This is a genomic window from Siphonobacter sp. SORGH_AS_0500 (assembly GCF_002838835.1).
Classification (GTDB): domain Bacteria; phylum Bacteroidota; class Bacteroidia; order Cytophagales; family Spirosomataceae; genus Siphonobacter.
On the sequence record NZ_NHPP01000007.1, the window covers coordinates 119,083 to 144,358 of the forward strand.

24 protein-coding genes are annotated in these 25,276 nt (G+C 48.1%); 17 read left to right on the forward strand and 7 right to left on the reverse strand.

What is annotated here, in order from left to right:
* Positions 1–5 precede the first annotated feature (5 nt).
* Positions 6–1,178 carry an aminotransferase class I/II-fold pyridoxal phosphate-dependent enzyme gene (locus tag BWI96_RS09905; RefSeq protein ID WP_106636488.1) on the reverse strand — a complete coding sequence of 391 codons (1,173 nt, stop codon included), beginning with the start codon at positions 1,176–1,178 and terminating at the stop codon, positions 6–8.
* A 401-nt stretch (positions 1,179–1,579) separates the two neighbouring features.
* On the opposite strand from BWI96_RS09905, the gene BWI96_RS09915 reads away from it, so the two are divergent.
* The 6 genes from BWI96_RS09915 (at position 1,580) to BWI96_RS09935 (ending at position 7,354) form a co-directional block, all read left to right on the forward strand.
* Positions 1,580–2,209: a Uma2 family endonuclease gene (locus tag BWI96_RS09915; RefSeq protein WP_106636490.1), complete on the forward strand. Its 630-nt coding sequence runs from the start codon at positions 1,580–1,582 to the stop codon at positions 2,207–2,209.
* Positions 2,210–2,375: 166 nt separating this feature from the next.
* Complete coding sequence (locus tag BWI96_RS22345) at positions 2,376–3,539, forward strand: DNA polymerase III subunit gamma/tau (protein ID WP_369804132.1); 1,164 nt, start codon at positions 2,376–2,378, stop codon at positions 3,537–3,539.
* 41 nt (positions 3,540–3,580) lie between these two features.
* The gene (locus BWI96_RS22350; RefSeq protein ID WP_232793671.1) at positions 3,581–4,183 is read left to right on the forward strand and encodes a hypothetical protein; all 603 of its coding nucleotides are present in this window, start codon (positions 3,581–3,583) and stop codon (positions 4,181–4,183) included.
* A 105-nt stretch (positions 4,184–4,288) separates the two neighbouring features.
* Positions 4,289–4,993: a 2-phosphosulfolactate phosphatase gene (locus BWI96_RS09925; protein ID WP_106636491.1), complete on the forward strand. Its 705-nt coding sequence runs from the start codon at positions 4,289–4,291 to the stop codon at positions 4,991–4,993.
* A gap of 87 nt (positions 4,994–5,080) precedes the next feature.
* On the forward strand, positions 5,081–5,998 hold the full coding sequence (locus tag BWI96_RS09930) for a hypothetical protein (RefSeq protein WP_106636492.1): 918 nt from the start codon (positions 5,081–5,083) through the stop codon (positions 5,996–5,998).
* A 729-nt stretch (positions 5,999–6,727) separates the two neighbouring features.
* Positions 6,728–7,354 (forward strand): DUF3575 domain-containing protein, encoded by a 627-nt coding sequence (locus BWI96_RS09935; RefSeq protein WP_106636493.1) that lies wholly within the window; start codon positions 6,728–6,730, stop codon positions 7,352–7,354.
* Positions 7,355–7,468: 114 nt separating this feature from the next.
* On the opposite strand, the gene BWI96_RS09940 is transcribed toward BWI96_RS09935, so the two are convergent.
* A complete protein-coding gene (locus tag BWI96_RS09940) occupies positions 7,469–8,470 on the reverse strand; it encodes an AraC family transcriptional regulator (RefSeq protein WP_106636494.1) in 1,002 nt (333 codons plus the stop codon).
* Between the two features lie 114 nt (positions 8,471–8,584).
* On the opposite strand from BWI96_RS09940, the gene BWI96_RS09945 reads away from it, so the two are divergent.
* The 5 genes from BWI96_RS09945 (at position 8,585) to BWI96_RS09965 (ending at position 13,646) form a co-directional block, all read left to right on the forward strand.
* Positions 8,585–10,960: a TonB-dependent receptor gene (locus BWI96_RS09945; RefSeq protein WP_106636495.1), complete on the forward strand. Its 2,376-nt coding sequence runs from the start codon at positions 8,585–8,587 to the stop codon at positions 10,958–10,960.
* A gap of 10 nt (positions 10,961–10,970) precedes the next feature.
* Positions 10,971–11,762 (forward strand): hypothetical protein, encoded by a 792-nt coding sequence (locus BWI96_RS09950; protein WP_106636496.1) that lies wholly within the window; start codon positions 10,971–10,973, stop codon positions 11,760–11,762.
* Positions 11,759–12,175 (forward strand): hypothetical protein, encoded by a 417-nt coding sequence (locus BWI96_RS09955; RefSeq protein WP_106636497.1) that lies wholly within the window; start codon positions 11,759–11,761, stop codon positions 12,173–12,175. The genes BWI96_RS09950 and BWI96_RS09955 overlap by 4 nt, the downstream gene beginning before the upstream one ends.
* A 99-nt stretch (positions 12,176–12,274) precedes the next feature.
* Positions 12,275–13,462, forward strand: a complete 1,188-nt coding sequence (locus BWI96_RS09960) for a PepSY domain-containing protein (RefSeq protein WP_106636498.1) — start codon at positions 12,275–12,277, stop codon at positions 13,460–13,462.
* The gene (locus BWI96_RS09965; protein ID WP_198555212.1) at positions 13,455–13,646 is read left to right on the forward strand and encodes a hypothetical protein; all 192 of its coding nucleotides are present in this window, start codon (positions 13,455–13,457) and stop codon (positions 13,644–13,646) included. The genes BWI96_RS09960 and BWI96_RS09965 overlap by 8 nt, the downstream gene beginning before the upstream one ends.
* 93 nt (positions 13,647–13,739) lie before the next feature.
* On the opposite strand, the gene BWI96_RS09970 is transcribed toward BWI96_RS09965, so the two are convergent.
* The 4 genes from BWI96_RS09970 to BWI96_RS09985 all read right to left on the reverse strand — a co-directional run bounded on the left by BWI96_RS09970 (position 13,740) and on the right by BWI96_RS09985 (position 16,831).
* Positions 13,740–14,558, reverse strand: a complete 819-nt coding sequence (locus tag BWI96_RS09970) for a siderophore-interacting protein (RefSeq protein WP_106636500.1) — start codon at positions 14,556–14,558, stop codon at positions 13,740–13,742.
* Positions 14,559–14,738: 180 nt separating this feature from the next.
* Complete coding sequence (locus tag BWI96_RS09975) at positions 14,739–16,241, reverse strand: PepSY domain-containing protein (protein WP_106636501.1); 1,503 nt, start codon at positions 16,239–16,241, stop codon at positions 14,739–14,741.
* Between the two features lie 6 nt (positions 16,242–16,247).
* A complete protein-coding gene (locus tag BWI96_RS09980) occupies positions 16,248–16,529 on the reverse strand; it encodes a hypothetical protein (protein ID WP_106636502.1) in 282 nt (93 codons plus the stop codon).
* The gene (locus BWI96_RS09985; RefSeq protein ID WP_198555213.1) at positions 16,529–16,831 is read right to left on the reverse strand and encodes a hypothetical protein; all 303 of its coding nucleotides are present in this window, start codon (positions 16,829–16,831) and stop codon (positions 16,529–16,531) included. Before BWI96_RS09985 ends, BWI96_RS09980 begins: the two co-directional genes overlap by 1 nt.
* Before the next feature lie 88 nt (positions 16,832–16,919).
* Between BWI96_RS09985 and BWI96_RS09990 the strand changes: the two genes are divergently transcribed.
* The 5 genes from BWI96_RS09990 (at position 16,920) to BWI96_RS10010 (ending at position 22,565) form a co-directional block, all read left to right on the forward strand.
* The gene (locus BWI96_RS09990; protein WP_106636504.1) at positions 16,920–19,238 is read left to right on the forward strand and encodes a TonB-dependent receptor; all 2,319 of its coding nucleotides are present in this window, start codon (positions 16,920–16,922) and stop codon (positions 19,236–19,238) included.
* 7 nt (positions 19,239–19,245) lie between these two features.
* A complete protein-coding gene (locus BWI96_RS09995) occupies positions 19,246–20,553 on the forward strand; it encodes a hypothetical protein (protein ID WP_106636505.1) in 1,308 nt (435 codons plus the stop codon).
* A gap of 270 nt (positions 20,554–20,823) precedes the next feature.
* Positions 20,824–21,105: a DUF6597 domain-containing transcriptional factor gene (locus tag BWI96_RS10000; RefSeq protein WP_106636506.1), complete on the forward strand. Its 282-nt coding sequence runs from the start codon at positions 20,824–20,826 to the stop codon at positions 21,103–21,105.
* 14 nt (positions 21,106–21,119) lie between these two features.
* Positions 21,120–21,620 carry a helix-turn-helix domain-containing protein gene (locus BWI96_RS10005; RefSeq protein ID WP_106636507.1) on the forward strand — a complete coding sequence of 167 codons (501 nt, stop codon included), beginning with the start codon at positions 21,120–21,122 and terminating at the stop codon, positions 21,618–21,620.
* A gap of 75 nt (positions 21,621–21,695) precedes the next feature.
* Positions 21,696–22,565, forward strand: coding sequence for an NmrA family NAD(P)-binding protein (locus BWI96_RS10010; protein WP_106636508.1), 870 nt, complete (start codon positions 21,696–21,698; stop codon positions 22,563–22,565).
* A 348-nt stretch (positions 22,566–22,913) separates the two neighbouring features.
* On the opposite strand, the gene BWI96_RS10015 is transcribed toward BWI96_RS10010, so the two are convergent.
* Positions 22,914–23,825 carry an AraC family transcriptional regulator gene (locus BWI96_RS10015; protein WP_157830295.1) on the reverse strand — a complete coding sequence of 304 codons (912 nt, stop codon included), beginning with the start codon at positions 23,823–23,825 and terminating at the stop codon, positions 22,914–22,916.
* A 331-nt stretch (positions 23,826–24,156) separates the two neighbouring features.
* Between BWI96_RS10015 and BWI96_RS10020 the strand changes: the two genes are divergently transcribed.
* On the forward strand, positions 24,157–25,248 hold the full coding sequence (locus BWI96_RS10020) for an aldo/keto reductase (protein ID WP_106636510.1): 1,092 nt from the start codon (positions 24,157–24,159) through the stop codon (positions 25,246–25,248).
* Positions 25,249–25,276: the final 28 nt, after the last annotated feature.

A 25,276-nucleotide genomic window follows, 5' to 3' on the forward strand; every position in this document is an offset into this window, starting at 1 on the left:
GGGACTTAGCAAATGCCTCGGGTTTGCCGAATTCGTAAGATAGAAGCTTCAAAAACAGATACTTCTGCACACAGCGAAATCCGAATGTAACCATTGCCTTGCGACCCAAAAATGCCGCCTGGGGTAATGAATACGTTGGCATTATAAAGAATTTCGTCGGACAACGCATACCCATCTGCATACGTCGAAGGAATCTTAGCCCAGACGAACATACCCGTCTGTTGGGGATCATAACTACAATCCAGCAGGTCGAGTAACTCAAATACTTTTTTCTGACGCTCGGCGTAGATGGCATTCAGTTCATCGTACCACGATTCGGGATTATTCAACGCTTCAATGGCGGCTTCCTGCAAAGGTAAAAACATGCCGGAATCCATGTTGGATTTGAAGCGAACGACGTTTGCCAGATGCTCCGCACCACCGGCCAGCATGCCCATTCGCCAACCCGCCATGTTATGTGACTTGGAAAGCGAATTTAATTCCAGAGCCACTTCCTTCGCTCCGGGCACCGAGAGGATGCTGTTGTACTCGTTATTTAAGATAAAACTGTAAGGATTATCATTGACAATCAGAATACTGTGCTCTTTACCAAATGCTACTAACTCTTCGTATAAGGCAGGTGTCGCTTTTGCTCCCGTAGGCATGTGAGGGTAATTTACCCACATGACTTTCACGTTAGATAAGTCCGTTTGAGCTAAGGCTTTCAGATCGGGTAACCAGCCATTTTCTTCCGAAAGATCGTATTCCCGAACTTCCGCTCCGGTCAGTAATGACGCGGCCTTGTACGTAGGATAACCTGGATTAGGAACGAGCGTAACGGTGCCCGGTTCCAGGTAACTCATGGCAATGTGCATGATTCCTTCTTTTGAACCAATCAAGGGCAGAATTTCATTCGCTGGATTAAGTCCTACGTGAAAATAGGTTTGGTACCAGGTCGCAAATGCCTGACGCAGAGCGGGCAAACCTACATAGCTTTGATAGGCATGGTTGCGGGGATTCTGAGCAGACGTGCTTAGAGCGTCGATGGTTTGAGACGAAGGAGGCAGGTCGGGGCTGCCGATACCAAGGTTAATCACGTCGAGGCCACGGCTCTTCATTTCGGCGATTTCCTTGAGTTTCGTCGAAAAGTAGTATTCCTGTACCAAACTGAGCCGCTGAGCGGGCTGAATCGTTGCCATGTTATTGGGTATAAAAACAAAAAACCGACTCCATACGGGCCGGCTGCGGAATGATACAATGCTTTTTGAAAAGACAATTTCCTACCCGGCTCTACGCATTGGCGTAGTAGTAATAATAAGAAGCCGTGTACAGAATCGTTGCCATAGTTGTAATTAGACCGGGCAAAAGTATTGGGGATTTTTGAAATCGCCAAGGAAATGTACTGGAAATGTTAAGGGTAACTGTAAAATCACGTAGAGACATGATTCGCCGCTTCTGAGCTCCGGTAGTGCCTCTTGCAACTTCCCGAAAGGCAGCGTGCCTCGGTTTACAATTTTCAGGAAGTTCAAGTAGGCCTGGAAACGCTGGCCAATTTTTTTTGGTAACTTATCGAGCATTAACTTCTAATTTCAGAACGGTTATGGCTACCCTTCAACGCACGTTTATTAGTCAGGAAGAATACCTGCAAACTGAACGAACCGCTACAGTAAAAAGCGAATATTTCAATGGTCAGATGATTACCATGACTGACCTTAATGAACTTACTTCCGAAAATCAGGGGGGTAAGTATCACAACTTAATTCAGGAAAACCTGTCAAGAGCCATTGACGAGCATTTACAGGAACAGGGGCTCGGTCACAGCTTTACGGGCGATCAGCGAATTTTTGTAGCCGAGACCAATTATTATACCTATCCCGATCTGGCCATTACCGTAGGCGAACCCGATTTTTCGGATAGCCAGGTAGATACGTTACTCAACCCGGCAGTGATCATTGAGGTCATGTCTGCGAAAAGCAGCAATTATGACCGGGGTAGTAAATTCGAAAATTACCGTGCACTCGAATCTCTACAGGAATATCTGGTAATTGATTCTCGCCGATTTTATGCAGAGTTATGGCGGAAGAATGAATCGGGCCAATGGGTATTAACCGATCAGGCTCAGCACGGTTCGGATATGCTGCATCTGAAAACCATCGATTTATTTATCCTGATGGATGACGCCTACGAACAGACCGAAGGCTTACCCGAAGAAGAGTTCTCCATTCGGTAAGAATTTAGTGATCCTGCAAGTCAAAAGCCTCGCTTTCTCTGTGTAAAAAGCGAGGCTTTTACGTAGGTGAAATACTAAAATGAAAGTCAGGTCACTAGCTTAAAAGGGCATCTGAATCTTTAACGATCCCTACACTCAATCGGAAATCCGTTCGTAACTTCACGGCATGGAAGACAAGCAGTTTGTGGTTTCGGCCCGAAAATACCGTCCGGTGACTTTCGATTCAGTGGTGGGGCAGTCGCACATTACGACGACGCTAAAAAATGCCATTCGGACGAATCACCTGGCTCAGGCGTTTTTATTTTGTGGACCTCGTGGAGTGGGTAAAACGACTTGTGCCCGAATTCTGGCTAAAACGATTAACTGCCTGCGGCTGGATAACCGCGTGGAACCCTGCGGTGAATGCGAAAACTGCGTAGCTTTTCAGAACAACGCTTCGCTGAACGTACATGAGCTGGATGCGGCTTCCAATAACTCCGTGGAAGACATTCGTAACCTGATTGATCAGGTGCGTTACCCGCCCCAGATGGGTAGCAAAAAGGTGTACATCATTGATGAGGTGCACATGCTTTCGACGAGTGCTTTTAATGCTTTCCTGAAAACGCTGGAAGAACCGCCGAGTTATGCCATTTTCATTCTGGCGACGACGGAAAAACATAAGATTCTGCCTACAATCCTGAGTCGTTGTCAGATCTTTGATTTCAACCGAATTCAGATCCGGGATATGGCTGACCATCTGGCTCATATCGCAGATAATGAAGGAATCAAGGCCGACTACGACGCTTTGGAGTTAATTGCCCAGAAAGCCGACGGTGGTCTACGGGATGCGTTGTCGATGTTTGATTTGAACGTTACCTTTTCTAAAGACGGTCAGATTCATTACCACGACGTTCTGAGTAATCTTCATATCCTTGACTACGATTATTACTTCCGTCTGACGGAGGCTTTGCTGGCTGAAAGCGTCCCACAAGCCTGGTTATTGTTCGACGAAATCCTGCGGAAAGGCTTTGATGGTCATCAGTTTGTGGTCGGTTTACTCGAACACTTCCGAAACCTGATGGTCTGTAAAGATCCCGCTACAGTTAGCTTATTACAGGTATCAGAGTCGGTGCAGAATCGCTATCTGGAACAATCGGCGAAAGCGTCGCTGTCCTTTCTGCTCTCTGCAATGAGTCTGGGCAGCCAGTGTGATATCACCTATAAACAGGCCAAGCAGCAGCGGTTACACGTGGAGATTACCCTCTCCAAGATGGCTCACCTGCCTTCGGTATTACACCTGGCCGGGTTACCCGCTCAGGGAAATGGGGAGGTGCCCGAAAAAAAAAGTTAACGCCTGAGCCTGTTGCTGAAAAATCAGTAACTCCTCCGCCTGTGGCTACTCCGGCACCCGTGGTAGCACCCGTAGTTACACCTCCGGTACCCCCCACGCCAGCGGTAGCCGTAACGCCCGCTCCGACGGTTGTGGAAGAACCAGTGGTTACTTCGGTTGCTGCTCCGCCACGTCCGGCTAAGCCCGCTACGTCCCGCTTAAGGGCCACGATTGATCTTAATAATTTTGAAGAAAAATCGGATGTAACAACGGAACAGAAAGAGTCCATTGTCCGGCAGAATACGCCTTATACTGAAGAAGAACTGCACAAAGCCTGGCACGAATTCGTGGAAATCCGGCGGCAGGGCGGCTCGATGAGCGAAGTAGTCATGCTTGATCGAGTCTTTACTATAGAAGGGAACGTGATTCAACTGGGGGTGGATAACCCGGTGCAACTGGATTTGCTGAACGATCTTAAATCGGATTTATTAATGTATCTCCGGCAAACGCTGAAGAACGGTCAGATTCAGATTCATGCCTTTGTGCTGGAGCAGCAAACCAGCCGTCAACCTTACACTCAGGCTGAAAAGTTTAATTACCTGGCCGATAAAAATCCGGCTTTATTAGATTTGAAAAATACGCTGGGACTGGATTTTGACTGGTAATATACAAGAGCCCGTTCGCTCTTGTGCCCTCATTCTCTTATCTTTGCGACCCCAAACCAATACCTTTACCAAATACATGGTTCGGGTATTAGCGAATAGCCCTTCATGAAACAAATTGACGTTTGTCTGACTCCCGAGCTGCTCTATCAGCATAAAATTGATAATTCCATTGTAGTCGTTGTTGACATTTTTCGGGCTACGTCCTGCATGGTAACAGGCTTTGCTTATGGAGTGCAGTCCATCATTCCCGTGGCCAGTATTGAAGAATGCGTTCAACTACGCGACCAGGGGTATTACGCCGCTGCCGAACGGAATGGCATGACGCCCGAGGGGTTTGATCTGGACAATTCGCCGTTTAGTTACATGAACGAGAAGTTTTCGGGTTCAACCATTGCCGTAACTACTACCAATGGAACGTTGGCGATTACCAAATCGCGGGCGGCCGTGAAGGTAATGATCGGATCTTTTCTGAATCTGGAAGCCTTAACGCAATACCTCCGCAATCAGCAATACGACATTCTGGTGTTATGTGCGGGCTGGAAAGGTAAACCTAATCTGGAAGACACCTTATTTGCCGGGGCTCTGGTAGATCGTCTGCAAAACGAATTTATGATTTCGGAAGACGCCGCCATGATGGCACAGCGGCTTTATGTCGGAGCAAAAGACGATTTGTTAGGTTTCGTGGCGAACTCTTCGCACGTGCGTCGTCTGCACCGCTTAGGCATTCATAAAGACATTTCTTACTGCTTACAACACGATCTCTACGATGTATTACCCGTTTTACGGGGGAATCAACTCGTGGCGATGTAAACCGTTCATAGGAAAATAATTTCGGACGCAGGTAAGGTTTTTGACTTTATCTGCGTTTTTTCATTCAGAAATTACCATCAAAAACGTATGAAATACCTTCCCTACCTGATTTTATTCATCACTCTGAGCGTGCCAACCTTTGCTCAGAAAACCAAAAAGCCTGTTAAGAAAAAGGGTAAAGTAACCGTAAAAACGCCCGCTTCCCAGACCGCTCTCGATGCTCATTTGCTTCAACCTGGTCAGGCCTTTGCGTATGACATTGTGAAGGGAAATCTCGGAAAAACCGACCCTCAGGATGCTGACAAGAGTTATTACGATACCTATACCCTGAACTTGAAAGAAGGCGAAGAACTGCGGCTGGAAGCAGCAACGGACTGGTATCGCATTGCCATTTCATTGGAAAGCCCTGATAAGCAGGTGCAGACGAAAAAAGATACCGATGAATTTCCGGGTTTTAGTATCCAGAAATTGAGCTATAAAATTCCGGTCATGGGTACGTATCAGCTCAAAGTATCCTCCACCGATCCTAACAGTGCGGGCGATTACGTGATTCGGAAATACCTGCTACCCGCCGAAGTAATCCTTCCAACGGAGCAGGCGGATTTCTGCGAGCGGGTTAACTTTCTGCTTTCTCAACATCAGGATCATTTCAGTCGGATTAAGGGCAAGAAGACCAAAACCGATAAAAAAGCAGGCATTACGGATCACTTTCAGACTTCGTTCGCTTTTCTGCCCGGAAAAAATTCTGAAATTATTTTTGAGACCGAACAGGAGAAAACGAAATATCAGGCCGTTTTGGGAGAATTCTCAACGAAAGATCAGGCTAAACAACTCTTCACCCAACACGTCAATCAGTTGAAAAGCTGTTTACAGGGCTGGGAACCAGACGAATTATCCGGTGAAAAATTCGAACAGTTTGGCGTGTCGAGTTATACCGATTTTATATCCCTGACGGTGAAAGAAATAGGTAAGAAAAAGTTTCAGGTAATCTTAGGCTTAGATTAAAAGCTGGCTTAGTCAAGTGACCGCCTGACCCAACCAGCTCGAAAAAGATCATAAGATTCTTCGCTTCGCTCTGAATGACGGATTCTGTTATGAAAGTAATGATGTCTCCTTCAGGTATGAAATGATCCCTCGCAGTCGCTCGGCTTTAGCCGAGTGAGAGGTAGTCTGGTAGGCCTCTGGCCGATGTTCGCAAGCCTGTTTTGGTTGGGGAAAATTGTTGGCTGATCCTCTACTGGTTCGCAGTCTACCGGCCAGAGGCCTATAGCTAGGTAGTCACTCGGCTAAAGCCGAGCGACTGCGGGGTATCCTTCAGGTATAAAATAAGCTATCATTACCAACCGTGTCTGTCCCCGGATAAAATCTGGGGGCTCGATAACAGATAGCTGCATAAACTCTACTTCCAATGGTCACCCGAATTAAGCAGAGGCTTACTCCTTTTGGTTAACTCTTATTTGTTAGACAGTTGCTAAACACTTAAAATAAAAAAAGCCCTTAATAAACTAATTATCTCTAAGTTTAGTTATATACGTAAGAACTCTTTTTAGAGTGAACTTGGCGGAACACTCTGAAAACATTATATATGAACTCCTGCGGCTCTGCGGCAGGAGTTCTTTTTTTGTATATAGCTGGTAATCTCTTAGGGTTTGATCACAATAATTCTTCTTTTCTACTAGTCTGAAATACAACCTTTTTCGTGCGTTTGGCGTCCTGTATAAAAATCACTGACCCATGAAAAAATCACTACTGACGATTGTTCTGTTTTTTAGCTTGGCTAACCTAAGCTTTGCTCAGTGGAAAACCCGCCTTGGAGCCAATGTACTCTTGTTACCCCTTCGTACGCTGGAAGTCACCGCAGAATTTCAAAAGCATCCGGCCTACAGTTTAACGCTTCATACAGGCTATGTACATCGATCGGGTTATGCCGGTTTGGGCGGCATGAAGGTCAATGATATGATTGATGAGCGATGTACTTCCGGTTGGTTTGGGAAAGTCGGTGGGCGATTATATCCGCTAAGTTTAACCGGGAATGAACTTGCTACTAATTTTTTCATCGGGGCTCAAGTGATTGCCTCTGGTTATAATCAGAGCGGCGTCCGGCGAGACGATATGAATAATAGCAGCGAAGATATTAAGGCTAGTGGGTTATTGGCGGGAGGGGCCTTAACTGGCGGGTTAACCTTTAAGCTTTCGAAACGTTTCCGGTTAGAAACGGGCGTACAGTATGGTTTTCAACCCTGGCGGGATGACTATCTGGGTAATATCGACAAAAACTATCAGCCAGGTTTTGGTATTAGCCGTGCCGGCAAATCTGTAAGAAGCATTCAGGGGTTCATTATACTAAGTTTTTTGCTCTGACCGATACCTTCGTTGCGGTTAGAGTAAAGAAGCCGAGTAACCCTTCGTCCAATAAAAAAGCACTTACCAACAATAGATACGAGGCAGGAGTGAGTGTATTCAATTTCAAGACACCTAGTCCGATTTCAAAAGCTGCTTAGGCAGATAGCCAAACTTCCGTTTGAAGGCCGCCGTAAAATGCTGCGGGTTTTTGTAGCCTACCAATGCGGCTACTTCGGCAATGGTCTCGTATCGGCCACTGGCGAGGAACTCCTGAGCCCGCTCCATCCGCTGGTCGGTGATGTACCCGAAAATGGTGGTCCCGAAAAGTTGTTTAAAGCCTTCCTGTAAGTTGGTCCGGTTGATGCCCACGGTTTTCGATAGCGTCTCGATGGAACAGGGCGTATCCAGATGGGTAAGTAGTAAGGTTCTGACTTCCTGTAGTTTATCCTGCGTTTTCTTCTTCAATATGGGCTGGGTGTCTCGGGCCGACAAAATCTGATCAATCTGAAGCGTGAGCAGCTCCACGATTTTTGCTTCCACGAACATTCGTTTCAAAGAACCCACGTACTCACAATTCCGAATCTCGGACAGCACCTGAATCATACGGGGCGTTATCGGGTAACTCTGTTGGCCCAGCAAAGCGGGTTGGGCTTGTTCAAGCCGACGGCCAAACGTACCCAGTTGTTCGAGGTCGTTATTGAATATCTTACGCAGAAAATCCAGCGATAATTCAATTTCAACGCTCGAGCCACCGGGCGTTTTCAGGTACGTTAAGGGGCCTTTCAGTGCGGGGTAAAACAGCAGGGCATGCTGTCCTTTGGTGATGAGCGTATGCGGTTCGAAGTCACCTTTGGGCTTGTACAGACAACCTTGAGTGGTTAATTCGAAATGCATTTGCAGGTACGGAAAATCGCTTTCAATGTAGTGGGTGAACGAGAAATCGTGCCGTGACTGAAAAAAACCGGCAATAACTCCGTCAATGGAAAACCGCTGAGCCTGGGAGTGGATACCCGCATACCTGAATTCAGTGGTGACTTCCCGAATGCCAGTGGAGCTTCCAGCCTTAAACCCTTCGGAATACTCCTTTACAAAGTTATGTTCCCGGATGTCGTCGGAGCTAAATACAATTTTCATAAAAGGCTGTCTATGGCGGCATTAATACTGCATCTCGCGTTACCAGGGTGGCTTTATCCAACCCTACTTTTGTCGCTATTAAGAATAAGTCTTAATAAGCGAATGTACAGATAAATGTGTAAAAGGCTACTATTTCTGCTGGCCTTTCTTGCTTCCTGGATGGTGAACGGACAATCCGTCCCCTGGCTATTCAAAGGAAGCGTAAAGGATGTGAAAGGATCGGTCTTGCCGGGTGCTACGGTAAGCCTGATCGAGCTAAAGAAATACACGACAACAAATTCCGACGGTCAGTTTGCGTTTTCCGCTCTTCCGCAAGGAACGTATCAGGTGCAGGTGACGCACCTCGGCTACCAGTCGTCGATGCAGGTGGTTCGTTCTGGAAATCAGCCCGTTGTGGAGCTTACGATTACGTTGCAGGAAGACGCCCGCCAACTTTCGGAAGTGCGGGTAACAGGTAAAACCGAAACCCAGCAGGCCAAATTGCAACCGATTAAGGCAGAGGTTATTAACACCAAGGCGGTACAGGAGCAACCCGCTACGCTGGTTGAGCTAATGAACCGTTCGGCGGGGATTCGCATCCGGCAAACGGGCGGATTGGGCTCCGACGCGGGTTTGATGATGAATGGGTTTCAGGGACGGGCCATCAAGAATTTCAAAGACGGCATTCCGATGGATTATCTGGGGGCTGGCTATAACATCTCGCTTGTGCCAGTCAATATGCTCGAACGGGTGGAGGTATACAAAGGCGTGTTACCCACCAGTTTAGGAGCCGATGCCCTGGGCGGTGCGGTGAATCTGATTACTAAAAAATCGCTTTACCGGTATGCCGAAGGGTCGTACGAAATCGGTTCGTTCAATACCCATCGCCTGTCGTTGAATGCACTGTATACTGATACCACCCGACGATTCTTCGTCGGGGTCGATGCTTTCCTCAACCGCTCTGACAACAACTATCCGGTAACGGTCAACGTAACGGATCAGGAAACGGCCACTCAGCGACCCGCTACAGTGCGGCTTTTTCATAACCGATTTACGAACTATTACGCTGAAATCTACGGCGGACTGACTCACCTACGCTGGGCGGATGAACTGCGAATTGGCGTGACGGGCTTCGATATTGATCGGCAGAACCAATACGGTGCCACGATGTCGCAGCCCTTTGGGGCCAGCGTGAGTCGACAGTATTCCATCATCCCGACGCTACGTTACCGGAAAACGGTGGGTAAACTCAGCATCGATCAGTTCCTGACGACCAACACGATTCGCGTTACTCAAACCGATACGGCTCGAGGTACCTACGACTGGTACGGGAACTTCATTCCCAGTCCATCCCGTCAGGGCGAAATTTCTGTGCGGGGAACGTTGTCAACGCTCGATTTTTCATACCATACCTCCCGTACAAATCTGGCCTATACGTTCAACGATCAACATCGACTGGAATTCAATCTCGTTTCGTCCAACATGACCCGCGTGGGCCACGATCCGCTGGGCGTTACGTTTCGGGAATCGGGGCGGGACATCCTGACCGTGAAGGCGAACTATAACAAAGCCGTTGCCGCTCTGGGCTTGGCCTCGACGTTGCTCAAAGAACGTCTATCCAACCAGCTGATTGTCAAGTTTTATCATTACGACACCCACGCGATTGATGCCGATTATTACGGAACGGAACAGCCCCGTTCGGCTTCGATCCAACGCTGGGGAATTGCCGAAGCCCTTAAATTTTCATTGACTCCATCAACGTTTCTACGGGCATCGGCTGAACTGGCCACGCGACTGCCGGAACAGGACGAACTCTTCGGCGATGGTAACTTTAACCGCTCTAATTTTCAGCTTCTCCCCGAGCGGAGTACGAACGTCAATCTGGGCTTTCGGACCGAAAAAACGGGACGTTATACCCTCGAAGTCAATTCCTTTTACCGGATTACGCACGACATGATTCTGCGGGTTCCGGTCGATTTTCTATTCAGCCAGAACCAGAACGTAACGAACGTACGGGGCTTGGGCGTGGAGTCGGACCTAACCGTTTCTCTGTGGAAATGGCTGCGAGCCAACGGGAATTTCACGTATCAGAATTTCCGGCTGTTCGATACCGGCAACCGCATTGCCGAAGGTTCCCGGCTTCGCAATACGCCTTATTTCTTTGCCAATCTTGGGCTTACGGGCACGTGTTCGCACGTACTGTCCTCACGCGATAAACTCCATCTGTATTACTACTACCTTTTTGTAAGGGAGTATTACCTGGACTACGTACCGAAAGCACAGGAACCAAGCGGATTACTGGGCCTTTGGGGCAAGGCCCGGTTCGATGCTCCCAACATCATTCCCAATCAGTCGCTCCACACGGTTGGGTTTACCTATAACCCCGTCAGCCCCCGGTTTTCGGTGGGGGTTCAGGTTAAAAACCTGCTGAATACGCCCGTTTACGACAATTTCCGCATTCAGAATGCGGGCCGCAGTATCCATCTGAAAGTGAACTATCTCCTTTATTAATCAAGTTTGTATGAAAACGTCTTTTTCCCAGTTTATTCTTACCTGCCTGACCATCGCCCTGCTCGCTGGGTGTAGCAAAGACAGTGCTGATAACCCAACGCCAACCCCGACTGCCAACGCAAAATATGTGCTAATGACCGATGTGACCAAGTTTCAGTCACCGGGTTATCTGACAGCGTTCACCAGTATACCGACCGGGACCGTAAACCCCATTACGTCGAAAGCGTTGCAAGTCAAATCCGCCTTTGGCTTTCGGGCTTTCGGAAAGTGGTTTTTCAACCGTAGCAATGCGGCTGGTGATGTAGGGCTGCAAAAGTATACCGTAGCCAACGATGGCAGCATTGTCGATGGAGGCTTCATTGCGGGTTCCACTCAATACGTGATTGCTACGGAAACTAGCGGCTATTACCTGGACGAAACCCGGGGAACGCTCAAGATCCAGAAGTTCAACCCGACCACCATGCAGCGAACCGGGGAGATCGACCTGTCGTCCCTGCAAAAATCCGGGGTGGAATATCAGGTTATTGGCAAGCACACGCTGGCAACGAAGGAAGGTAAACTGTACGCCGGTATTACCTATGGCACCAAAAAGGCACTGGGTTACGGTGACGATATTTACAACTACATTGAGTTTGCCGTGATCGATATGGCGACGGATAAACTGGATAAAACGATCAAGTATGAGGGGCTGAAAGGCGTGGGCTGGGGTTCTCGGCTAATAAGATGTGGAGCCTCGGCGATGATGGGGCCCTGTATTTCTACAGCACAGCACTGGGAACGGGCTTTACTAACTCTTCGGTGATTCGGATCAAGAAAGGCGAAACCGATTTTGATCGTAACTGGATACTGAAAGCCAATGACTTACAAAACGGAGCTTCCATTGCTACTGCCTTAGTAAAAGGCGGGAAGATCTATATCGAGTTACCTTCTACTCCGCTGGCGGCTAACTTCTCCAACCTAACCAGCCCAATTTTTGAATATTACGTGGTCGATATGGCTACGGGCCAGAAAACCAAAATTGAAGGGATGCCGCAACATGATTACTCCTATGCCAACGATTATGGGATTACCGAAATAGATGGAAAAATCTATTTCTGGGTTCGGAATCCAAGCCAGAAAGTTGACGGCTATTACGTACTGGATGGCACCAAAGCCACTCAGGTATTCAATGTAGCCCACGAGGGCAGCCTCTGGGGCTTTGCAAAGTTACAATAGGTTTTTATACGACAGGATTAACAGGATTTACAAGATTGATTCTGTAAAATCCTGTTAATCCGCCCGGCGACCCGGCTGTCAGAAAATAATCGAACACGTATGAGCACGACCAAACAGGTAAAAACCTGGTTTCAGATTCACAAGTGGACCAGTCTGATCTGCACGGCTTTTCTGCTGATGCTGTGCGTGACGGGCTTGCCTCTGATTTTTCATGAGGAAATCGAGGGGCTGGAACCCAGGCTGGCTCCCACCTTGCCCGCCAGTACCCCCAAAGTAAGCCTGAATAAACTCGTAGAAACCGGGCTGCAAGCCAATCCCAGCAAAGTAATCCGGTTTCTGTACTGGGATGATCACCAGCCCAATACCGTAACGCTGAGTTTATCCGATTCGCTAACGGCTCCTCCCACTAATTTTAAAACGGTTATTATGGATGAGCGAACGGGGAAAGTGCTGGAAGGGCCCAATGATCAGGAGGGTTTTATGTACGTCATGCTTCAACTGCATACCGACATGTTCATGGGAATGGGCGGTAAACTGTTTCTGGGGCTGATGGGAATGCTGTTCGTGCTGGCGATCATATCGGGGCTGATGCTGTATGGACCCATCATGAAACGATTTGATTTCGGGATGATTCGTACCGAGAAGTCTTCGCGGCTGAAATGGCTGGATTTACACAATCTGCTCGGCGTCGTAACGGTGGCCTGGGCCGTTGTGGTTGGTTTCACGGGCGTCATCAATACCCTCTCGGAAGTGGTGCTGGGTTTATGGCAAGTAGGTCAACTGGCGGAGATGACAGCTCCCTACAAGAACGCGGCTCCCCTGACGGGTAAACTCAGTTCGCTGGATCAGGCCTTCGAGGTTACCCGACGGGCGGCCCCCGAGATGGAACCGTATCTGGTGGCTTATCCGGGAACGATGTTCTCTAGTAAGCACCACTACGCCGTATTTGCCAAGGGTAAAACACCCCTTACCGAACGATTGATCAAACCGGCACTGGTTGATGCCAAAACGGGAAAACTGACCGATATGCGGGACATGCCCTGGTTTGTCAATGCCTTATTTCTTTCGCAGCCGCTCCATTTTGGCGACTACGGCGGACTCCCGCTAAAAATAATCTGGGCACTTTTCGATCTGGTAACCATTGTGGTCTTAATCAGCGGTTTGTATCTGTGGTTTGCTCGCAACAAAGCAACCAAAGCTCAGATTGCCCGCATGGGACAGTCGAAGGCAAAACAGATCGAGAACGCTGAAATTTTAACCCTTAATTCGCCCGCAACTGATGACTAATCGATTCTGGCATATCTGGACAATTCCGTTGTTACTGGCTATCGTCAGCCTCGGCGGCCTTATTTCGGCCCTGGTCGGTAATGACCTCTGGGACGTGTTATCCTGGCTTACCCTAAGCATTCCCCTACTGGTTATTGGTCGATTTTGGTTATGGCCGCAGGGAAATAAGAAAGCTGTAAAGTAGATTCATCTGCTCATTACCCTAAAAAACGACACGAGTCTGCCCGTGTCGTTTTTTGTTTTCCATTTGAAAGTAGACTTGTTTCGGAGGGAGGTTCTAATCGTTATTATTCTCTGCGTGCCTTTCCGTAGCCGACTTGTCTTCTGCCACGCCCGATTTCCAGTACGCATAGGCATATAATTCGTCTTTCGTCCAGCCTTTTTCCTTTTTGAGGTATTGACGTATCGCTTGAACGGAAGAAAATTCGGCGGCCACATACGCAAAGCGGCTCTCGACCGGAAGGGGTAACGTCTGTACTACCTGAGCCAGTTGGCTGCCTTGCTGCGGATGCTCGTTATGAAGCCAGATGAACGTGATAGCTGCCTTCGTATGTAAGGGCTGTTCGTCCTCCTTGTCATGTACTTCAATCACACAGGTTCCTTTGGCCGTTGCCGGCAGGTCTTCCAGAATGGCCCCCAACACCGGAATGGCGGTAGCATCGCCCACCAAAAGGTAGTGGTCGGCCTGCGGATATAAATCGGTCTTGCCATCTTTCATCAATACCCCTAACCGATCTCCTGCTTTAGCACCGATGGCCCAGCCCGACGCGGGACCTTCATCGCCGTGAGCGACAAAATCGATCCAGATTTCTTTTGTATCCAGATCAATGCCCCGGTGGGTATACGTTCGTACGGTTGGTCGAACCGCTTCGGGTTGCGATTTCCACTGCCGCTTTTCGTAGTCGAACTCAGGGAAAACGACGGTTTCTACACCCTTGGGTGGGATCAGGATCTTATTGTTGACGCCTACGGTGGTGTTGCTTATTTTCACAACATCGTCTCCTGTTAGAAAGACGCGAATGTAATGCGGAGTGATGTATTCCTTCCGGCTGACTGTCAGCGAAGTCTGTATAGGTGTAATAGGTGTTTTGCTCATGGCGATACTGATTTGATGTAGCTGTATGATGAAAAAACGAATTCAGATCCTGAGTTGAGGCATTAGAAACCAAGTGGGTAATCTTGGCCCGTCATGCCGTTTCGTATTGATTTTTTTCGGATGATACGGCGGTTTGGGCTCTTCGCGTGGCGTAGTAGATCAGGAGTGTAGCGATACCGATCAGGAGCAGCTTACATCGGTTCCAAATATGTACGGCTTGCCTTCGCTCAGAGAACGCCAGAGCCAGTCGCCGGTTCGAAGGCCATTCGCCACAGGAACCAATACTGAAAAAACGCCACCCAGCAGCAGAAACAAGCGGGTTTGCCGGGCTTCTGTTTTCAGCCCTAGTCCGACCAGGGCCAGAGCCAGCCAGGACAAAAAGAACATGGCGTTTACCTGCATGGCATGGGATTCGGGTTGACCCGGCACGGCCAGTTCGGCGATGAATAGCAACGGAACGGCCGGAAACAGACTCAGGCAAATAGCGAGGTAAATCATCGTGACCCGATGGTGAAATCGCTTTTGCTGATCAGTGTAGTTTTTCTTGTTGCGGGCTTCTTTCCAGAGCAAAACGCCACTGATGATGACGAAGCAGGTAAATAGGGCCAGCAGGAAATAGATTCCTTTGAGCAACAGGCCGCCAAAGCGGGCAAAATGGAGTCGGGCAATGCCATCGACCACGGATTGAACGTACGTCTTACGACCCGGAAGAACCTCAACCGCTTTCCGGCCGTCTTTCATGTAAACCGCCACCAGGCCATCGCCCGTAAACGACGTTTGATCCGCGAGTCGGGCAGAGGCCAGGGCATCAGTCCGGTTCAGGTTCCTGATTTCCAGAACCGTGGCCGTGTAGTCTGGGTAGTCGGTCGCGAGCTTGTCTACAATCGTGGCGATGGAGGGATTCCCCTTCGTAACGGGAGCCTTCTCCGCTAGTTGAACGGTTTCATTGGGCCGGATGAGTCCATAGATTTTTTGTTGATCGCCCCCGTACAGGATCATCACCGCCGGTACAAGAATCAGGATCAGTAACAGATAAAACGCTCCGGTAATGGCGTACATGAGCTGGAAGGGAAGCCCGATCAGGCCGAAAACCGTGTGGGCATTCGTCCAGAGTTGCTTTCGGGAGCCTTTCAGTGAAAAACCGTAGAATTTAGTCAGGATGTTCCGCCAGTGAATAAGTACACCCGTTACGCTGGCAAATAGAAAAAACAGGGCAACCAGTCCCGCAATCCAGCGTCCGACGTAGGGCACCTGATCCAGATAGTGCAGCCGAAATAAGGTTTCACCCACCGTGGTCGGCGGAGAATCCGTCGATTGGAGTTGTCGGGTAACGGGATTGTACAGAAAACCCACGAATTCCGATTGGCCTTTGGGTTTCGCCAGCGTTCCAAGAATCGAAAGCAGGGGCTTTTCTTCAGTAGGAAGGATGATGCGTATTCGCTTGCTTTCTTCGAAGTTGGGATGAAGCTGTTTGATCTGGTGAATAACACCGTCGTAGTCCATGCTTTTGGCCATCGGAATACGGGCCGAAGGATTCTCCCACTGATAGAATTCATCCCTGAAAAGCGTGAAGGCCCCGGCAAAAAAAATGATGTACAAAGCGACGCTAATTACAATTCCGGATACCGTATGGGTATGGAAAACAATGTTATACGTCCGATTCCCTAATCCGTTCAGTTTCATCGTTGTTTATCGGGCGAAATAGATAATTCCAGAGAATACGACACTACTCATCAAGTAAATACCCCAGATTTTCCAGCCGTTTCGAGCCAGAAAAGCCAGGATCATCAGCCCTACCCAACTCGGAAAAAACGTGAAGGTAGATGATAACAGCACTTGTTCCCGGAAGGGGGTAACAACGGCTAGCAGGAGGTGAAAGGCCGTCGCCAGCAGGTACCCGCCAACGATACCCGCCGATAGTTTCAGGGCTCGCTGGCCCGGTGTGGAGAGGTATTCCTTTCGGGCTGGCATCAGAAAAACAAGTCAAGGAGTACCAAACCATGCATCAGCCCAATCAGGCTGTAAAAATACGTCTTCCCTAAAACAGCCGTGAGCGGCACCAGCATCAACGCCAGACTGAGTGCACACAGGCCGATCAAGCACCCACTAACCCAACCTTCGGTCCTGATCAGTAAGCCCGTTGCCAGAGCAATCAGTAATGCTGCCAGCCACGACGACCAGGCGGCTGTAAACCGATACAGACTCGCTGGAAAGTACTTGGACTTAGAATAATACAAGTAGGTTCCAGACACAATGAAGTAGAGTGCCAGCATAAATTTTTTCACAAAATTATATTTAATTAGATTAATTACAAATAGTTTTGCAGAGAAAATTCTACACTTATCTGACAAAATCGTGTCTATGAAACGATTGGTACTCCTGGCGTTTTTAGTCGTAATCATAAACCCCTTATTTGCCCAGCGTTTTTCCCTGCGAGGACGGGTGGGCGATGAGCAGGGCAAACCGTTATCGTTCGTAACGGTTTATTTGAAAAATACAAAACACATTACGCAGAGTGATAGCACCGGGCAGTTTCTGCTTCCCAACGTAGCGTCGGGAACCTATCGGCTGGTTATTAGCCACCTGGGGTTTAATTCGGTTGAGCAGGAGGTAGCAATCCGGCAGTCTACCACGCTTGATCCCATCGTGCTCACGAGTACGGCAAAAAACCTGGACGAAGTAGCCGTAAAGGCTGAAAAGCAGACCAAAATTCAGGAGACGAAGCCGATTACGATCAGTAGTGTCCAGATCAAGGAAGTGGCTGCCCAGAATGTGCTGCTCACGGATGTGGTAGACCGCTTGTCGGGCGTTCGGATACGCCGGTCGAGTTCCTTGGGGGATGCATCGGACATTTCAATCAATGGGATTCGAGGAACGGCTGTTCGGGTGTATATCAACGGATTACCGATGGAATTTATCTATCCACGCTTCGATATTTCGACCCTGCCCCTGGGCAATGTCAAGCGGATTGATGTCTACAAAGGGGTACTACCGGTGGAGGTAGGGACCGATGCCATGGGCGGAGGAATCAACCTGATTACGGAACAGAAAACCTACAATTCGCTGCGAGCCTCCTACAACGTGGGTTCCTTCAACACCCATCTGGCGGATTTTACGCTGGGGCTGGCAAATGCAAAAAACTATTTTATCACGGTGTCGGGAGCTTACAATTATTCGGCGAATGATTACCGGATGAAGGCCCTGGTGTTCGAGAAAAATAAGACCGAGGAGGTCCGGCGTTTTCACGACAAATACCAGATGCTTTTTGGCAGCGTTACGGTGGGCGTTCATAGCAAGCCCTGGGCCGATGAAATTTCGTTAACGCTCAACCAGTCAGGTGGTTACAAGGAAATCATGAATGGTGCCCGCGTGGCCAGTACCGCCATCGGTGAGGCGATCTACCATGCTAATAATCTTTCTTCGACGCTGAAATACGAGAAGGCCTTTCTGGGCGAAAAAGTCCGGTTCAGCACCGTAGGTAACTACAGCCGAGAACACATGAACTATGTCGATACGACCCGAAATGTGTATAGCTGGAGCGGAGCTATTGTGGGCCGGAGAAGCTATCCTGGCGAGTATAGTTATGGCTACTCGGACACCTATACTGACAGTTGGGTTAACCGAAGTACGGCCTCAGTGAGGCTAACCCCAAACCATACGCTGCTCGTTTCCAATCTGTACGCCAAGCAAAAAATAGCTGGCGAAAATCATCTCGAATCGCCCGAGAAGGATTACCTACGGATTCCCCAGCATTTGACTAAAAACATCGTGGGCCTACAGTATGAGGGTCAGTTTACGAAGCTCACGTTCACTACCGCCCTGAAACGGTTTGACTATACACTGGATGGAGCTGAAAACTACACGTTCCAGCTGATTCATAAAAAAGGGGGCTTCTGGGGATGGAATACGGGCCTGAAATACACGATCAGTCCCGCTCTCTTTCTGCGAACCTCGTTCGAGAAAGGCTACCTGATTCCGCAGTTCAGTCAGTTTGTAGGCAACGGAGCCGATATCCTGCGAAATACCGATCTCATTCCCGAAAGCAGTGACAACCTGAATCTGGGCGTCACCGTAGACTGTCCCGTATCGCCTACGTTCCGAATCGCGAGTGCCCTCAACGGCTTTTATCGCAAACAACGCGATGTCATTTTTCTGGGAAATACGGTATTCCGGCGGTACGAAAATGCGGATGAGGTACGAACAATCGGGGTGGAAGGCGACGTAGTGCTAACGCATCACAAAGGCTTTTCGCTTAAGACGAACGTGACGTTCATGCGGAAAAACTTCACCAAAGTGAAGGGGACCGAGAATCAGTTTCTGGTTGGAGCGGCCTTTCCGAACAATCCTAACTTCTTCGCTAATACGGAGTTGTCGTGGCAAAAAAAGGGCTTCTTCAACGCGAACGGTGAGTTCAGAGCGTACCTGTTTTATAATTATATCGCTCCCTTCAATTACATCCAGGTGGGTAACGACAATAGCCCCCGCAAAACGCCGTATGCCTACGTGCCGGTGCAGCACCGCACCGATGTCGGTGTTTCCTACAAGCTGCTCAAGTCCGGGCTGACCACCTCACTCAATGTGCTGAATATTTTCAATGCCGAATTGTTCGACAACTTCCTGGTACCCAGGGCTGGAACGAGCGTCAACGTCAAACTCATCTACGAAATCGCTAATTTTTAATTAAACCATGAAGAACCGTTTATTCATTGCCGTACTCGTTACGGGAGCCCTTTTGTCGTGCTCAAAACCGGCGGAGCCCACCCCCGGCACCGATTCCAAATACCAGGAGGAAGGCTATGTAATGGCCTCTATTTCGCAGACATCGGCCAGCGAGACGTATTACGCCGGTTACTTCCCGACGCTGCCTTCGGGATCGGTTGACCTGACGACCAAAGCCAGCTATTCGAACTTTGTTCCGCGTACGGCCTGGAAAAATTATCTGTTTGGTCCTCCGCTGGTGAGCGACAAGAAGTTGGCTAAAATGGCCGTTGTGAAGGCCACTGGTGCTATCGAAGAGGTAGCCAGTATTCCGCTGGTTGATTATTTGCAGGCCGTCATCATTATCAACGATCAACTGGGGGTTTATTCTACGGGAGGTAACCGCACATTGTTCATGTTTAATCCGTCGACGATGGAATCCCTGGGGCAGATCGATATGTCATCGGCCCAGAACTTCCCGAATAATGACCTGAACAACTACGCTTATCTGACGTATCGGGCCAGTGATAACCGCCTGTTTGCGGCACTTTACACCAACAGCTACAAAACCGGCCAGTATTATGATGCTCAGAATGTGTACGTGGAGGTCATCAACCTGACGACCCGAAAATGGGAAAAAACGACGGTCTATGAGCAGGCGACTTACCCGTTCACCCGGGGGGCCAACAACGGTATTGTCGATGAATCGGGCAATGTCTACATCATCACGCAGGGGCAATACGGGCTGGACGGACAGCTCGGACCGAATGCGGCCAAACGGTCTAAACCTCAGATTTTAAAAATACCGGCAGGCAGCACGGATTTCGATAAGTCGTATAGCTTTACTCCCGTCACGGCAACGGGCTTGCCCAATCTGATGTTCCAACTGTTGCTCGGTGGGGTTTACGATGCTAATGGCATCATGTACGCCTGTCTGTCGGGTCAACCGGACTCGGCCCGTTTACTGGAACTGATTGCCAAACTGGCGACCAATTCGATTACGTCGTCGGAATACCAGGAGCTTTCGAATCTGGCCTTTTACGACCCCAATCAGCGGTGGGCCAAACTGGATCTGAATGCCCAAACGGCAACGTTTATTTCGGATATGCCCCTGACGGCGGGCTATGCCTACCCGATTACGTATAAGTACGACGGCAAAATTTACATGCCGGTCTACAACACGTCGTTGAAGCAAAACGGCTTGTACAGCTACGACCCGGCCACGGGTAAGTCAACGTCCCTGAACACGCTAGCCGCCGGCGGTATGATCACCCATTTCTTCAAATTGACGAAGTAGAAGGGGGGCATTTTTCCAGCAATTGTAGCTATGTAGTGGCTTCGCATAAAAAGTAAATCGGCACGGAAGCAACTCGGTGCCGATTTGCTTTTTGTATTGTCCCGTTTGTCCACGATTGTATCGCGGACGAGTGGGTGTCTCCACGTTAATAAGTTAGTTTTGTGGCAGCCCATAAGCACGGGCAGATATGCTGAAAGCAATAAAAATACCACAAGACGGAGTGATTACGTAGCGGCCATGGTTATCAGGCTTAACAAACGATCAGGCGGAATGGAATACCTAAAAATTGAGCCGGCAGATCACTTGAAACCTTATGTTCACTGGTTTGGGCTATTGCGAAACCAACGGAGTGAGGCATTGACGCATACCTTCAGAATCGTTTCGGATGGCTGTCCGGGGCTTGTCTTTCAGCAAACGGCGGATTCTTTTTATACTATTGACGGAAAGCCTTTCCCGCATCTATACCTGCACGGTCCGGCAACAGCCCATTCGCAAAATACGGCCTTCGGAACGTACGATATGATCTTTGTGCATTTCCAGCCGCAGGCTTAAAAGCTATTTTGGGGATGGACGCCCACGAGCTTACCGATGGCTATACCGCATTGGACAGCGTGCTGAAAAATGACCTGTGCGACAGACTTCTTAGCTCAGAAGATACCAACGAAAAAATAGCCCTGCTGAGCGATTTTCTTACCCAGCAACTGATTCGCAACCATCATAAAGCCGACGGCAGAGTCGCTTCTTTTATCCGGCAGATGGCCAATAATCCATGTAGTTTGAAGGAAATACAGTCGCAACTAAACCTCTCCGAACGTTCGCTGGAACGGCTGATCAAAACGAATATCGGTCTTTCTCCCAAACGATTCATGCGAATCAACCGGTTTCAGTCGGCACTCCGGTTACTGGATACGCAGCCTACCCAATTGCTGACTTATATCGCTTACGAAAACGACTATTTTGACCAATCGCATTACATCCGTGACTTTCGGGAGTTTGCGGGTGCAACGCCCAAAGAGTTCTTGGCGAGAGCAAACGGTCCATTGGTCAACTTCCCCGAATGGACCTAATTACGGCTGTCGGGTTTGTACAATTTCTGGCTATTGGTCGCTCCTACATTTGACTGGTCAATTAAAAACAGTGAAATGGAGCAAGCTAGAAAAATTACCGTATTTGGAGCTACTGGTAAAATAGGGTCTGATCTGATCCAATTGTTCTCGGATGCCAAAATACCCGTTACGGCGGTAACGCGTAGCCTGAAACGAGCCATCCCGTTACCTTTTGTGCAATGGCATCAGGCCGACATGGCCCATGAGGAGCAACTGATTCCTGCCATAGCTGAAGGTGGTGGCGTTTTCCTGACCTCAGGCCCCAGTCCAGATTTTATACAGGAGCAAACGAATGTGATCCGGGCCGCCCAAAGAGCAGGGGTCGCCCATCTCGTTAAATTATCTTCCGGGGAGGCCTATGCCTCCTCTCCGCTCTTCATTCCCCGGATGCATGGTCTGGTCGAAACGGCCTTAACCCAAGCGGACATTCCCTATACCATCCTAAGGTCTAACGGCATGATGCAGAACTGGCTGGGCGATCTGGCCGAAAGCGTGCGTAAAGAACGCAAATTCCACGAATCAACGGGCGATGGGAAAAGAGCCTACGTAGACAAAAGGGACGTTGCCGAAGTGGCTTTCAACTGCTTGACAAAGCCGAAAAATCATTACGTTAAAACCTATTTCCTGACGGGTGGCGAAGCTGTGAATTATAATGATGTTGCCGCAGCGATTTCCAGCGTGGTTCAACAGCCGGTGGCGTATGTGCCTATTTCTTTGGAGGAATCACGCCGGGAGATGGAGCAGCAAAACCTGCCTCCCGCTCTGATCGAAACCTTTATTGCGTATGACACCGCACAACGTAACGGCGAAAAAGCGTTGGTTACCGATTGTGTGAGCAAACTACTGGGTCGCCCACCGCGAACGATAGACCAGTTTTTTGCCGATCATGCCGACTGTTTTCGGTAGTCATTACTGGGTTTAAATATAGGTTATTATAGAACGAATTTTTGTCATGCTGACGAAGCACCTTCGGATGAGAACTATTTTTGTTGCCAGCGAAGATGTTTCCTGCCGCACCGGTCAGCATGACAAACATAATCTAATGTATTCCGGATAGCCTGCTTCTATACCTAGCGAGCACCAATTTCGATAAGTCATATCTGCGATGATTTGGATTGTGCATTCATACGTTTTTCACTACTATGGTGTACACGTATCAAGGCTTAGGCTATTCAATATCGATAGCCCGTAAAGTAGTTAGTGCAGGATTGGATAAAGCAGAGGAAAACTACATCATTAATAAAGTGTAATTTTTTATTTTGCTTCATTTCTGTAAGCTAGCGGAGATATTCCGACGTTTTTCCGGAAAGTGTAGATAAACCTTGACGGTGTTTCATAACCCAGCGAATAGGCGATTTCAGATACAGACCAATCGGTAACTTTTAGCAGCATACGGGCTTCCTGTAAAATTCGCTCGGTAATAATTTCTGAAGTGGTTTTGTTACGTATGTGCTTTACTGCTTTGTTGAGATGATTGGTGGATATGGATAGCTGACTGGCAAAATCGGAGGGCTTCCTCAGTTTAATATTATCAGCCGACGTATACAGTGGAAATTGAAGTGTCAATAACTCTTCAAACAATAAGGTAATTCTGTTGTCTGCCCCATTTCTTACGCTTGCTTTTGCAGGTATCTTATTCATTTTCATCGCTTTGTGAATAAGATCGTAAGTCAGATTTCGTATGACGTCCATTTTGTAGTCATACTCAGAAGAAAGTTCATTTTGCATATTGTCCAGGATCTTTTCAAATTCCTGATACTGACTTTCCGATAAATTAAAAACATTTTCCTGTACATTTTGGAAAACAGGATACGTTTTTATATTTCCGTAATTGTTGAAAAATTCTTCGTTGAAAATGCAGAAATATTCCCGGATCGGATCGTTGTTTTCTTCCAACAGAAAAGGCACTAACGGATTGATGAAAATTAAAGCATAGTTTTCGATTTCAATAGTCTTGTCGGCGTAGTGGCATTTACATTTTCCGTTTACAAGTTTGATTTTATAGAGGCTTTTCCGGCTAAAAGACAACCTCGAAATGGCCTCCGCTCTTTTCTCTAAGGTGTCAATTTTCAGCACGTCAAAATGACCATTTCCCCATTGGAAATAGGGAGGAATATTCTGCTTTTTCGATTTATAGAAATCCGCTATTGCGTTCGGCTCCTTCATCGTGCAAATGTAAAAAATCAATATCCCCAGGGGTGATTACTGATTGATTTTCGATACACTTTGCCTGATTGCACATACTTCCCCGAGGCTGCACTGGCTAATTTTGCCATAAACTTATCATGTGAAATACACGGTATCAGGTTCAAAGGACGTATTGATAGTTGTTGATTGGGGTATCCGTGCCAATCCCAAACCTCAACGCAGAAGCCACGCATTACAGTAGCACTTAAGCGGTGAAAAGCAAGTGCTTTGGAAAAGGAATGTCCCCAATGGCAGGCAGCGTTCCAGTTGGAAAAACGTCAAAATTCAATCAATAATTAAAATCCATACGATGAGTTTAACAGATTATAGAACTTTAGGAAAATCAGGATTAAGGATTAGCCCGCTTACATTGGGAACAATGACTTTCGGGGAAGATTGGGGTTGGGGTACAAATCCTGCGGATGCCCATGAAATACTGGATTATTATATTCAACATGGTGGCAACATCATCGACACGGCAAACATCTATACCAAAGGACATTCCGAGAAAATTATCGGGGATTTCCTGGCAAAGAAAACCGTCCGCAGAGATGCGTTGGTCATCTCTACAAAGTTTTGGGGCAATCTGTATCCCTATGATGCCAACGGTGGAGGAGCAGGCAGGAAAAGTATCATTCAATCGTTAGAACATTCATTAAAACGCTTGCAAACTGATTATATTGATCTCTACTGGCTTCACGCTTTCGACCCGCATACGCCTATTGAGGAAACGCTATCCACATTGAACGATTTGGTCCGAGACGGGAAAATAAGGTACATCGCTATTTCCGACACCCCGGCCTGGAAAATCACAGAAGCTCAACTGATTGCTACATTCAGGGGTTGGTCCGCATTCATTGGTTTGCAGTTGGAATATTCGTTATTGGAACGTTCTGTAGAAAATGAGTTAATCCCAATGGCTTTGGAAATGGGGTTGGGTGTTATTCCGTGGTCGCCACTAAAAGAAGGAATTTTAAGCGGAAAATACACAAGAGGAAATAAAGGGCAGCATTTAAGTGGCAGAAATGAAAGCCGGATGAGTGCCGAACTACCCGAAAAAGCCTATCAGATAATCGACCAATTGGCATCTATTGCAAGCGATAGGAATGTACCTGTATCGGCAGTTGCCATTGCCTGGGTAATGCACCAAAAAGGAATTACTTCGACTTTGCTTGGAGCCAGAACTATGGAGCAAGTGATACAAAATATTCAGGCTTCAGAATTAAAATTATCCGACAAAGAATTGCAATGGCTACATGAATTGTCTGTCCCGGCCTTACCTTTTCCGCACAATCTACTAAGCGGAACGGCAGATTTGTTACAGGCAGGCACTACGGTTAATGGTATAAAATCAAATGTGGCTAAAATTCTTCCCCAAAGTAGCAATGACATTTATGAGTAACCTCAAGGCCATCGCTCAATTTCGCGGG

Coding starts and splice junctions, on each gene's coding strand:
- BWI96_RS09930 (WP_106636492.1), top strand. CDS start 5,081: ATGAAATACCTTCCCTACCTGATTTTATTCATCACTCTGAGCGTGCCA.
- BWI96_RS10015 (WP_157830295.1), bottom strand. CDS start 23,825: ATGAAGGAGCCGAACGCAATAGCGGATTTCTATAAATCGAAAAAGCAG.
- BWI96_RS09905 (WP_106636488.1), bottom strand. CDS start 1,178: ATGGCAACGATTCAGCCCGCTCAGCGGCTCAGTTTGGTACAGGAATAC.
- BWI96_RS09960 (WP_106636498.1), top strand. CDS start 12,275: ATGAGCACGACCAAACAGGTAAAAACCTGGTTTCAGATTCACAAGTGG.
- BWI96_RS09980 (WP_106636502.1), bottom strand. CDS start 16,529: ATGCCAGCCCGAAAGGAATACCTCTCCACACCGGGCCAGCGAGCCCTG.
- BWI96_RS10010 (WP_106636508.1), top strand. CDS start 21,696: ATGGAGCAAGCTAGAAAAATTACCGTATTTGGAGCTACTGGTAAAATA.
- BWI96_RS10000 (WP_106636506.1), top strand. CDS start 20,824: ATGGAATACCTAAAAATTGAGCCGGCAGATCACTTGAAACCTTATGTT.
- BWI96_RS09925 (WP_106636491.1), top strand. CDS start 4,289: ATGAAACAAATTGACGTTTGTCTGACTCCCGAGCTGCTCTATCAGCAT.
- BWI96_RS09970 (WP_106636500.1), bottom strand. CDS start 14,558: ATGAGCAAAACACCTATTACACCTATACAGACTTCGCTGACAGTCAGC.
- BWI96_RS09995 (WP_106636505.1), top strand. CDS start 19,246: ATGAAGAACCGTTTATTCATTGCCGTACTCGTTACGGGAGCCCTTTTG.
- BWI96_RS09945 (WP_106636495.1), top strand. CDS start 8,585: ATGTGTAAAAGGCTACTATTTCTGCTGGCCTTTCTTGCTTCCTGGATG.
- BWI96_RS09935 (WP_106636493.1), top strand. CDS start 6,728: ATGAAAAAATCACTACTGACGATTGTTCTGTTTTTTAGCTTGGCTAAC.
- BWI96_RS09990 (WP_106636504.1), top strand. CDS start 16,920: ATGAAACGATTGGTACTCCTGGCGTTTTTAGTCGTAATCATAAACCCC.
- BWI96_RS22345 (WP_369804132.1), top strand. CDS start 2,376: ATGGAAGACAAGCAGTTTGTGGTTTCGGCCCGAAAATACCGTCCGGTG.
- BWI96_RS09915 (WP_106636490.1), top strand. CDS start 1,580: ATGGCTACCCTTCAACGCACGTTTATTAGTCAGGAAGAATACCTGCAA.
- BWI96_RS09965 (WP_198555212.1), top strand. CDS start 13,455: ATGACTAATCGATTCTGGCATATCTGGACAATTCCGTTGTTACTGGCT.
- BWI96_RS10005 (WP_106636507.1), top strand. CDS start 21,120: ATGGACGCCCACGAGCTTACCGATGGCTATACCGCATTGGACAGCGTG.
- BWI96_RS10020 (WP_106636510.1), top strand. CDS start 24,157: ATGAGTTTAACAGATTATAGAACTTTAGGAAAATCAGGATTAAGGATT.
- BWI96_RS09975 (WP_106636501.1), bottom strand. CDS start 16,241: ATGAAACTGAACGGATTAGGGAATCGGACGTATAACATTGTTTTCCAT.
- BWI96_RS09940 (WP_106636494.1), bottom strand. CDS start 8,470: ATGAAAATTGTATTTAGCTCCGACGACATCCGGGAACATAACTTTGTA.
- BWI96_RS09985 (WP_198555213.1), bottom strand. CDS start 16,831: ATGCTGGCACTCTACTTCATTGTGTCTGGAACCTACTTGTATTATTCT.
- BWI96_RS09950 (WP_106636496.1), top strand. CDS start 10,971: ATGAAAACGTCTTTTTCCCAGTTTATTCTTACCTGCCTGACCATCGCC.